Consider the following 623-nt stretch of genomic DNA (forward strand, 5'->3'; position numbering starts at 1 on the left):
CGGGCCGGTTCAGGTAGCCGCGCGCCACCCCCGCCCCGCCGACGTAGAGCTCCCCGACCGCGCCAAACGGAACCGGCGCACCATGATCATCCAGCAGATAGACCACCGAATTCCGGATTGGTCGTCCCAGTGGCACCCGTTGCTGGCCATCGAAGCCAGCAGGCACCGGGTAGCAGAGACTGAAGGTGGTGTTCTCGGTCGGGCCGTAGCCATTTGAGATTCGCAGCGTCGGATGTCGCTTCTGACATGCTTTGATGGAACTGGCTGAGACCTCTTCGCCCCCGACCAGCAGTTGCTGCAGCCCACTGGTGCTCCGCCCCTCCCCGACATAGACGTCGAACAACCGCGCAGTCATCCAAGCGATAGTGATGCCTTGGTCTTGGATGATCCGGGCTAGCGTTGCCGTCGAGAGATAGCGTTCAGGATAGAGCACAACACTGGCGCCGTTCGCCAAGGCTCCCCAGACTTCGAACGTGGTCGCATCGAATGTCGGCGAGGAAGCGTTGAGAAAAACGTCCTGCGGCGAGATCTCGACGAAATCGTTCTCCGCCACCAGACGCGCCACTCCGCGATGCTCGACCATGACCCCCTTGGGGGTGCCTGTTGATCCGGAGGTGTAGATT

1 protein-coding gene is annotated in these 623 nt (G+C 61.8%); it reads right to left on the minus strand.

Features of this window, described 5'->3' with window-relative positions; genetic code table 11:
- Positions 1-583, minus strand: a 583-nt coding sequence (locus tag WN73_RS11630) for an AMP-binding protein (RefSeq protein WP_271552842.1), incomplete at its 3' end; no start/stop codon positions are given.
- Positions 584-623: the final 40 nt, after the last annotated feature.

The sequence above is a fragment of the Bradyrhizobium sp. CCBAU 45394 genome (genome assembly GCF_028128655.1).
Taxonomy (GTDB): Bacteria; Pseudomonadota; Alphaproteobacteria; order Rhizobiales; family Xanthobacteraceae; genus Bradyrhizobium; species Bradyrhizobium diazoefficiens.